Below are 9,671 nucleotides of genomic sequence, written 5' to 3' on the forward strand. Positions count from 1 at the left end.
AGACCAGCGCGAAACCAGCGATACGCAGTCACCCGCGCAACACCATTGCGCTCAGCCCACGCCGCCAGATTCATACCTTTGTTCCTACCGCACACCACTGACAACTACCGACCACTCAACCCGCAACAGCTGGCAGCCCCTCAGCCCTGCTGGACGACGTTCCCGCTGCCGGACTTGCTGACCTTCGGTGAGCCCGAGTGATACGTGACCTTGTTGTTGATGCCGGAGGCCTCGATGGTGTCGACGGCGTCGACGGTGACGGTGTTCTCGATGCCCGAGACGGTCAGGCTTGCGCAACGGCCGGTGATGACGACCGTGTTGGACATTCCGCTGATTTCGACGACGCTGTCGTTGCAGGCGAGTGTCTTGTTCTCGTGGAGGCCGCTGACACTGAGATTGCCGCCCGGCGGCGGCGCGGGTGACGTCGACGGACCGGCCGTCGGTGTCTGAGTCTTGCTTCCCGACGGCGGCGCCACGGTCCCGGCTGGGCTGCTGATCGTCGGGAAGGTGGGGGTCAGGGTGGACAACGTGCGCGAAATGTGGCTTCCCGCAAAGGCGACGATGCCACCGACCACGACCAGGATCCCGACGACGAAGACCGCGGCCAAAATCCAGAACAGGCGGTTGCCCGACGACGATCGCGGTGTGGCCCCCGGGAACGGCGACTGATAGCCATACGAGTCATAGGACCCATACGTCGAGCCGTACGGAGGCGGCATCGGCGGTGGCGGCGGCACCGGGCCCGGCGGCGGGTACCCCTGGTATGCGGAGCCGCCGGGTGGCTGCGAACTCCCCAGCTCCGACGCGCGCGCCGCGTCGGCCAGCGGTTGCTCGAGCTGGCGGATCCGGGCTTCTGGGTCGTCCTCTCGATTCATGCACAGATGCTCCCATAACGGGATCTTGCCGAATAGGCCCGAATAAGCTCGACATCGTGCCGGACTTGACCAACCGCCAGATCGTGTTGCGTCGCCGCCCCACCGGGCTGGTCCAACCCGATGACACCGAGCTGATCACTTCACCGGCACCCCAGCCCGCGCCGGGCGAGGCGCTGCTGCGCACCACCTATGTGGGGATCGACGCGGCCGCCCGAACCTGGCTGGACGACCAGCCCGGCTATCTTCCGCCGGTGCGGCTGGGCGAAGTCATCCGGGCGGCAGGAATCGGCGAGGTCGTCGAAACACGTTGCGACGCTTACGCTGTCGGTGACGTCGTAACCACCCTGACCGGCTTCCAGGAGTTTGTGATCATTCGCGACGACGTGTTCAGCACATCCATCCCGGGGGAGAGTGACCAGCTGGCGATCATGTCGGTGTACGGCCCGACCGGGGCCACCGCCTACTTCGGGATGGCGGACATCGGCCGGCCAAAGCCGGGCGAAACGGTGGTGGTGTCGGCGGCGGCGGGCGCCACCGGATCGGTGGCCGGGCAGATCGCCAAGATCGCCGGAGCCCGGGTGGTGGGCATCGCCGGCGGGCCGCAGAAGTGTCGGGCGGTGGTCGAAGACTTCGGATTCGACGCGTGCATCGACTACAAGAACGAGGATCTGCCCGCCGCCCTCAAAGCGCACTGCCCCCAGCGCGTCGACGTCTACTTCGACAACGTCGGCGGCCCCATCCTCGACGCGGTGCTGGGCCGGCTCGCCCACAAGGCGCGGGTGGTGCTGTGCGGTGTCATCTCCAGTTACCTGACCGGCGAGCACCCGGGTCCGGCCAATTACGTCAACCTGCTGTCCAAGAGCGCGCTCATGCAGGGGTTCAACACTCTCGAGCAGTGGGGCCGCTTCGACGAGGCTTTCGCCCACCTGCGCCAGTGGGAGGCCGAGGGGCGGCTCAAACACCGGCAGACCATTTTCGACGGCATCGAGTCGTGCGTCGACGCCCTCAACGGGCTGTTCACCGGGGCCAACATCGGCAAGACGCTGGTCAAGATCAGCGAACCCAGTTAGTCCTGACAGTACGCGAGAGCGCTTGTGACGCTTGCGCTTCTCGCACGATGTCGACGACCGCGCCGGCCTGGACACGAAGCGAAGAGTGGTCGCCCCAGAGTCGGCGCGGCGCAAAGTGAGCTGCTATCGTCCCATGCTTATGCCCGAGATTGACCGTCGCCGACTGATGATGATGGCCGGATTCGGCGCGCTGGCGGCCGCGATACCGGCCCCCACAGCCTTGGCCGCCCCGTCCCCTCCGGCGAGCCCGACGCCGTTGGCCCCGGCCGCGGGGGCAACCGGTGGCTTCCTCTTTCACGACGAGTTCGACGGCCCGGCCGGCTCGGCTCCCAATCCGTCGAAGTGGGCGGTGTCGAGCCACCGGACGCCGATCAAGAACCCCGTCGGGTTCGACCAGCCCCAATTTTGGGGACAGTACCGCGACAGCCGCCAGAACGTGTTCCTGGACGGCAACTCCAACCTGGTGTTGCGCGCCACCCGGGACGGCAACGAATACTTCGGCGGCTTGGTCCATGGCCTGTGGCGGGGCGGCATCGGAACCACCTGGGAAGCCCGGATCAAGTTCAACTGCCTGGCGCCCGGTATGTGGCCTGCCTGGTGGCTGTCCAACGACGATCCCGGCCGCAGCGGCGAGGTCGACCTGATCGAGTGGTACGGCAACGGCACCTGGCCGTCGGGAACCACGGTGCACGCGAACCCGGACGGGACGGCATTCGAGACGTGCCCAATTGGTGTGGACAGCGGCTGGCACAACTGGCGGGTCACGTGGAATCCGAGCGGCATGTATTTCTGGCTGGACTATGCCGACGGGATGCAGCCGTACTTCACTGTCGCGGCAACCGGTATCGAGAATTTGGACGAGCCCTTCCGTGAATGGCCGTTCAACGACCCCGACTACACGATGTTCCCGGTTCTCAATCTCGCCGTCGGTGGTTCCGGTGGCGGCGATCCGGCGGGCGGCACCTACCCGCAGGAGATGCTCGTCGACTGGGTCCGCGTCTTCTAGGCACCAAGCTCCGGGGTCACCCCGAATAGCCCTCGGCACGGCCTGCCCGGGAGACAGCATGGAATTTCTGGTCACGATGACCACCCGTGTTCCCGAGGGCACGTCCGCCGACGAGGTCAACGACGTCCGCGCTCGTGAGGCCGCGCACGCCCGCGAGCTCGCGGCCCGGGAAAGCCTGCTTCGGCTGTGGCGCCCACCGGTTCGGCCCGGCGAATGGCGCACGCTAGGGCTTTTCGCCGCCGCCGACGACGAGTGTCTGGAGCAGCTGCTCGCCTCGATGCCACTGCGGATTTGGCGCACCGACGAGGTCCGCGCGCTCGGCTGCCATCCCGACGACCCGCCGGGCGCGGGGATAACTCCGCGGCCCGGTAAGGGGCCGGAGTTCTTGATCGCCATGACCGTCACGGTGCCGCCGGGCACGGCGGCGCACGTCCTCGACGACGCCTCGGCGCGCCAGGCCCGCCGCGCCCGTGACCTGGCCGAGGCTGGACACCTGGTGCGGCTCTGGACTCTGCCCGACGGGCCGGACGGCCCGTGCATGGTGGGTCTGTGGCGGGCCCGTGATCCCGGCGAGCTGATGGCCATCCTGGAATCGCTGCCGCTGTCGGGATGGATGACCATCGAGACCACGCCGCTGAGCCCGCATCCCAACGACCCGATTCGGTTGCGGTGACCGGCGTTAGGGTGGGTTGAGTGAACAGGTGGCCCCGGCAACGCGCGCGAAGTATCACAGCGATCACCCGGGGCCTGGGCAGCCTCGATCGGGAACTGTTCGGGGTGATCGCCGAGGCGCAGACTCCGCTGCTCGACTCGGTGATGCCGCCGCTGACCCGCGCGGCCGATCACTCCAAGTTGTGGTTCGCCATCGCTGCGGGCCTGCTCGCCACGAAAAAGCCTGCGGCGCAGCGCGGCGCGGTACGCGGCGTCGTGACGCTGGGGGTCACCAGCTTGGTGACCAACCAGGTCGCCAAGCGAATCCGTAGGCGCCCGCGTCCCTTCGACGACTCGGTACCGCTGGTCCGACGAGTGCGTCGGCGCCCCACATCCAATTCACTGCCGTCCGGGCATTCGGCCAGTGCGGCCGCGTTCGCCGTCGGGGTCGGGCTGGAGAATCCACCGCTGGGGTTCGCCCTGGCATTGCTGGCCGGCCTGGTGGGTTTGTCCCGGGTGGCGACTGGAGCGCATTACCCGGGCGATGTGCTTGCCGGTTTCGGCATCGGCGCCGGCATCGCCGTGCTGGGCGGGCGGCTGGTGCCACCGATCGTCGAGACGACGTTGCCGACTACCGAACCGCTGCGGGTGCAGACCCCGCCACGACCCGACGGCGCCGGAGTCGTCCTGGTCATCAACCCGGCATCGGGCGGCGGTAACGGTGCCCGGGCGCTCGACGAGATACGTTCCGAGCTACCGCGGGCCCAGATCGTCGAGCTGGGTCCCGACGACGACCCGGAACAGGTCCTGCGTGCCGCGGCCGGCCGCGCCGAGGTGCTCGCGGTCGGCGGGGGAGACGGCACGGTGTCCACCGCCGCGGCGGTCGCCTACGATGCCGGGCTCCCGCTGGCGGTGTTTCCGGCCGGGACGTTCAACCATTTCGCCAAGGACATCGGGTGCGACACAGTGGGCAAGGCCGTCGACGCGATCCGGGCCGGCAGCGTGGCCTGCGTCGACCTGGTGTGCCTGAACGAAAGCCGGATGGTGGTCAACAATGCCAGCATCGGCGCGTACCCCACTTTCGTCCAGCAGCGCGAAAAGCTGGAAAGACGCATCGGCAAGCCGCTGGCCAGCATCTATGCCACGTTGCACACGCTGCGCAACGACCAGCCCGTGCGCATCCGCTACGACAACAAGACCGTGCACACGTCGTTGTTCTTCCTGGGCAACTCGGTGTATCTGCCCACCGGGTTCGCCCCGGCGCGGCGTACCCGCATGGATGACGGCCTGATCGACGTCCGCATTCTGGAAACCGGCCGGCGGCTGGCGACCGTGCGGATTCTGGGCGCGCTGGCGCTGGGCCGTCTGCAGCGCAGCCCGCTCTACCACGAACTGCAAGTGCCGGAGTTCAGCTTCGCCGCCGTCGACGGGCCCACCGTCGTCGCTCATGACGGCGAAGTCGGCGAGGAATACGACAAGGCCAGCTTCAGCGCCAAGTATCGGGCATTGCCGGTATTTCGTCCGCTTCCCCCGAATTGACCTCGGTGACCGAAAACGCCGACCTACCATGTGCGAATGCCGCTCGCGGTTGGCGAGGTGTTCGCGGGATACACCATCCTGCGGGTGTTGGGCGCGGGCGCGATGGGCACGGTATACCTGGCGCAGCATCCGCGGTTGCCGCGCCGCGACGCGCTCAAGGTGCTCTCGGCTGAGCTCACCGCCGACGCGCAGTACCGGGCCAGGTTCGTCCGCGAGGCCGACATCGCCGCCAGCCTGTGGCATCCCAACATTCTCGGCATCCATGACCGTGGCGAGTCCGGCGGCCAGTTCTGGATTTCCATGGACTTCGTCGCCGGCACCGATGCGGCCAAACTGTTGGGCGAACGCTATCCCGGCGGCATGGCGCTGGATCTGGCGGTGCCGATCATCACCGCGGTGGGGTCAGCACTGGATTACGCACACCAGCGCGGTCTGCTGCATCGGGACGTCAAACCGGCCAACATCCTGATCGCCGATCCCGGGTCGGAGACCCAACGGGTGTTCCTGGCCGACTTCGGCATTGCCCGGCCAGTCGACGACACCGCGGGTCTGACCGCCACCAACTTCGCGATCGGCACGGTCGCCTATGCCGCGCCCGAGCAGCTGATGGGGGAGCCGATCGACGGGCGAGCGGATCAATACGCGTTGGCCTGCACCGCTTTCCACATGCTCACCGGCACCCAGCCCTACCAGTCGCCCAGCGCCGCGGCCGTCATCACCAAACATGTGATGGCCCCGCCGCCACCGATCGGCGAGCGCCGCCCGGAACTGGCAGCCCTGGACCCGGCGTTCGCCAGGGCGATGGCCAAGAAGCCGGCCGAGCGGTTTGCCCACTGCCGCGACTTCACCGAGCACCTGGACTCCCGTTGCGCGCCGGCGCCCCTTCAAGGGCAAAACCACCAGGACACCCAATTGGCGCCGACGCGTGCGGCCCCGGTGCCGCCGTCCCCGCGGCAGGTCGGCAAGCGGCCGGTACGGCGCACTCGGGTCCTGGTTGCCGCGCTGGCGGCCGTCGCGGTGCTCAGCGCGGCCGGAGTCTTGGCGGCCGTGAAGCTATCCGGGAACCACGGTCGGAGCAACGCGGCGGTGGCGGGGGCGCCTTCGGCCGCCGTGCCCAGCGCCGGTCCGTTCACCGGCACCTACCGGGGCGACTACGACGCGGCCACCGGCCCCGGCCTGGACGGCCTAGCCATCCCGGGTGCGACGGCCTCGACGACCACCTGGGGGGTGCGCTCGGTGTGCCGCCCCACCGGCTGCGTGGCGACGGCGGCACGCCTGGGCGGCGAGACCACCTCGCTGCCGACGATGGTGCTCGACGACGTCGGCGGACACTGGCTGGCGGTGGGTCTCACCACGGCCACGTGCCAGGACGTCAACGCCGAATTCTGGGTGGTATTGATACTGCAACCGCGGCCCGACGGCACACTTTCCGGCGAATTCAGCAAGACCAGCGCCAACGGCTGCGCGATCAAGAAGGCGGTGACCTTCACCCGGACCGGAGACGTCGACGTCACCGCGGTGTCGGATCCGGCGAGCCAGGCGCCGCGGGTGGTGTCGCCGGCCGAGGCACTGCATGGCCGCTACCACGACACGGTCAAATGGGCCAACGGCGCGACACCCAAGCAATATGACTGGGCCGTCCGCACCGACTGTCTGCGCACCGGGGAGCGGTGCATGAGCTTTTTCCACGCGCCACCGGACGGCTCCAAGCCGCTGGTGTTCAGCAGCAGGAGTTGGATCCTGTCGACCGAGCGGGAAGCGACATGCGCCAGCGGCGGCACGACGCCGGTCAAAGACACCGCGGAGTTCGCCCTGCCGCAACCGCCGCAGGATCCGATCATGCTGCTCACCGCGCACGGTCACCATCAACAGATCAAGTCGTGCACCCTCAGCGTCGAGTTCGACGAAACATTCGAGCGCACCGGCGATTAGGCTCGGCGATCGGCTGTTGGTGGTGTCACGACCTTTGGGTCGCACAGCTGCGCGTAGCGATTCAGCACCTCGGGCTCGGGGTTTTCGGAGGATGCGTCGGTCGACGGCCGGTTCCGCGGCGGGGTGGTCGCGACGATCTGCTCAATGCCCACGCGGCCTGCCGGGCGGCGTCCGAGTCAGAGATCGCACTGCTGCAGGCGACGAGGACGACGCTGATCTGATGCCCCGAGTCGCAGGACGCAACTGCGACTTTCCCATCAGCCACATCGGTCTCCGCGGGTTCGAGGTGTCTCGTTTTGCCCGCCTTTGAGCGACAATTCGTTGCGCGCGCGGCGCGCCATTATTTGTCGCGATTAGGCGGGCAAATTGTGCACCGGGCCGGCCAGAGATCACTGTGAAAGATGTGACTGCCGGAACCAGACAACCCTGAGCGGGCTGGCTAGGTCAGCAGCGTCCTTGCTTGCGGCCCGAGGTGGCTCGAGCGTGAATCCCGGAGTCGAGCAACAAGGTTCGGCACGCTGGCAGACCCTTTGCCGGGCTCGAACACGCCCGCCTTCAACCAACCTCGGATCACCTCCCTGGCTGGGAACGGCCCGATCGCGGCGAGTAGGTGGTCGTGGTCGATTCTGTCGAACGCCGCGGCCAAGTCCGCGTCCAGCGCCCAAACCCGCTTTGCCCGAGGGCCTTTGCAGGTCGTATAGATCGCGCCGATCGCGTCTTGGCAGCTGCGGCCCGGCCGAAACCCGTACGAGCGGGGTTCGAACCGGGCCTCCCACTCGGGTTCCAGCGCGTTACGGACCCGTGCCTGATGGCACTGATCCATAAGCACGGGAATGCCCAAAGGACGCAGCTTCGCACGGTTTGATGCCTTCGGAATGTACACGCGCTTGACAGCGGAAGGCGTCCAGGTTCGGATGCTGTCGTGCACGCGCACCGCCACATCCGCCCTCGCCTCGGAGGTCAACGCGACCTCCCCGTCGATCCCCGCCGTCTCGCGCCCAGCATTGCGCTGCGTCACCTGCCGCACGCTCACCAACGTGTTCGACCGGGAACCCAACATCAGCTTCTGCAGGCTTCTGACCCTGGGCCAGTCACCTTCCTGCGTCGCCTTGAAGATCCGCTGCCGCAACCGCCGTACCTGCTCCTCGCAGGACCGCCAGTCGATGGTCTCCCACTCACCGACGTCCTGCTTAAGGCGCTGGTCCTCGGGTCCGTTCACTCCAAGGCGCGCCATTGCAACCGCGAACACATGCCCTGTCATGTCTAACTTGTCCTTCGGTACCAGCCGTTCCGGCCGATTGGTCTTCAAAGGCTCGCCTGCCCATGTGGGCGCGTTTTCACGCCCGGGCACATGGCCCGGTATCCGGCCAGTTATACGAAACGATCGGCGGAGGGCCGATCAACCTCATTTCGCTTTCCTGCCGCCTTTCGGCTGCCGGCATTCGCTTCTTGGGCATCCTGTGCCCTTCCGGGAGTTGGGCCTTCGTTACCTCCGGCTTACCGCCAACCCCCGGAAGGGATGGCGGACCCTGACGGGGTTTCCGTGTTCCGCACGCATGAGACCCGGCTGGGGTTGGGTGCCCTCTGTACCCCGGGGACGGCGGTGTCCACACGGCTGCGCTCAATCCTTGGCCGCCGCCTGCCGCCGTTCAACGGCCGGTCCCTGTCATCCCGGCATCACAAACCGTCCCAGGATGTGCAATTAACGAGGCATCAGCGAGGGTTCACTGGCATTCACCCCATGCCCAGCCTTCCCCCGACCTGTGGACCCCGGACGGAGCGAGGACCCTTGGGCTTTCCCGCGAGCTTCGCACCCGACCGCCGCTGGAGGCAGCAATCACGCACGTTGCGGTGGGGACAGGTCCCGGACACTGACCCGGACTACGTCGTCAACATCGGCTGACCCTCCAATCGACGTAGTCACTCACCGCGTGCGACCTCGCGTCGCAATTGAAGTACTGCTTGATCCGACTCGACTTGTAGTAGCAGCTGATCTGCGGATCCACACCCTTGGTGATCACTTGGGTGTGCCAGGTGCCCGGCGTGCGCGAGCTGATGCGCCGGTCGAAGATCAGCGACACCTTCTCCGGGCGCCCGATGTCGAGGTGGTCACGGATGAGCTGTTCGAAAAACGATCGCCCGGCCGCGGGCCGGTCGAACACCCGGGTATCAGAAACCTCGAATTGGCGAAACGCCAGCTCGTAGACGTAGCCCGCACGCAAGTCATCGCGGGTGAACGGCGATGGCAACAGCTTTTGCCAGCGCCAAAAGAAGCTTTTCACCGCGCCCGACCCCAGTCGGTCGCAGATGCGCTGCAGCGCGGCGGGGTCCTCGCAGTCGCGGAACCCGTTGTCTAGAGCGGTGTAGCCGATGCCCAGCCGGTGTTGACCGGCATTCACGATGAGGATGATGGCGGCGTTGATCGTGAGGATGTGCGGGTGTGAAACGACCCCGCCGGTGGATGTCCGGCGGGGTCGGTGGTGTTCGGGGTGTCGGTGTGGTGTTCAGTCCGCCGTGACTTCGGCAACAGCGGTGCGGGTGGAGGATTCGTCGACGATGGCCTTGTCGGCGGCGAACGCGGCGACGAGGGCTTGTAGC

Annotated in this window: 8 protein-coding genes and 2 pseudogenes; 5 read left to right on the forward strand and 5 right to left on the reverse strand. The window is 67.3% G+C overall.

Annotated elements, in window-relative coordinates; translation table 11 throughout:
* Together EET03_RS01600 and EET03_RS01605 are read right to left on the reverse strand one after the other, a co-directional pair.
* Window positions 1-74 (reverse strand): annotated as a pseudogene (locus EET03_RS01600) (IS607 family transposase); the annotation flags it as partial.
* 66 nt (window positions 75-140) lie between these two features.
* Window positions 141-875 (reverse strand): DUF3060 domain-containing protein, encoded by a 735-nt coding sequence (locus tag EET03_RS01605; protein WP_099193909.1) that lies wholly within the window; start codon window positions 873-875, stop codon window positions 141-143.
* 56 nt (window positions 876-931) lie between these two features.
* Between EET03_RS01605 and EET03_RS01610 the strand changes: the two genes are divergently transcribed.
* The 5 genes from EET03_RS01610 to EET03_RS32240 all read left to right on the forward strand — a co-directional run bounded on the left by EET03_RS01610 (window position 932) and on the right by EET03_RS32240 (window position 7,073).
* Window positions 932-1,945, forward strand: coding sequence for an NADP-dependent oxidoreductase (locus tag EET03_RS01610; RefSeq protein WP_075541669.1), 1,014 nt, complete (start codon window positions 932-934; stop codon window positions 1,943-1,945).
* A 133-nt stretch (window positions 1,946-2,078) separates the two neighbouring features.
* Entirely contained in the window at window positions 2,079-2,951 is an 873-nt protein-coding gene (locus tag EET03_RS01615) for a glycoside hydrolase family 16 protein (protein ID WP_075541670.1), read from the forward strand.
* A 58-nt stretch (window positions 2,952-3,009) separates the two neighbouring features.
* Entirely contained in the window at window positions 3,010-3,624 is a 615-nt protein-coding gene (locus EET03_RS01620) for a muconolactone Delta-isomerase family protein (protein WP_075541671.1), read from the forward strand.
* A gap of 20 nt (window positions 3,625-3,644) precedes the next feature.
* Window positions 3,645-5,141: a bifunctional phosphatase PAP2/diacylglycerol kinase family protein gene (locus EET03_RS01625; RefSeq protein WP_075541672.1), complete on the forward strand. Its 1,497-nt coding sequence runs from the start codon at window positions 3,645-3,647 to the stop codon at window positions 5,139-5,141.
* Between the two features lie 36 nt (window positions 5,142-5,177).
* Window positions 5,178-7,073, forward strand: coding sequence for a serine/threonine-protein kinase (locus tag EET03_RS32240; protein WP_075541674.1), 1,896 nt, complete (start codon window positions 5,178-5,180; stop codon window positions 7,071-7,073).
* A gap of 439 nt (window positions 7,074-7,512) precedes the next feature.
* On the opposite strand, the gene EET03_RS01635 is transcribed toward EET03_RS32240, so the two are convergent.
* The 3 genes and pseudogenes from EET03_RS01635 to EET03_RS01645 all read right to left on the reverse strand — a co-directional run.
* A complete protein-coding gene (locus EET03_RS01635) occupies window positions 7,513-8,334 on the reverse strand; it encodes a reverse transcriptase N-terminal domain-containing protein (protein WP_244232198.1) in 822 nt (273 codons plus the stop codon).
* Window positions 8,335-8,962: 628 nt separating this feature from the next.
* Window positions 8,963-9,472 carry a hypothetical protein gene (locus EET03_RS01640; protein ID WP_075541673.1) on the reverse strand — a complete coding sequence of 170 codons (510 nt, stop codon included), beginning with the start codon at window positions 9,470-9,472 and terminating at the stop codon, window positions 8,963-8,965.
* A gap of 105 nt (window positions 9,473-9,577) precedes the next feature.
* Window positions 9,578-9,671, reverse strand: a pseudogene (locus EET03_RS01645) (ExeA family protein); the annotation flags it as partial.

The sequence above is a fragment of the Mycobacterium innocens genome (assembly GCF_900566055.1).
Lineage (GTDB): Bacteria > Actinomycetota > Actinomycetes > Mycobacteriales > Mycobacteriaceae > Mycobacterium > Mycobacterium innocens.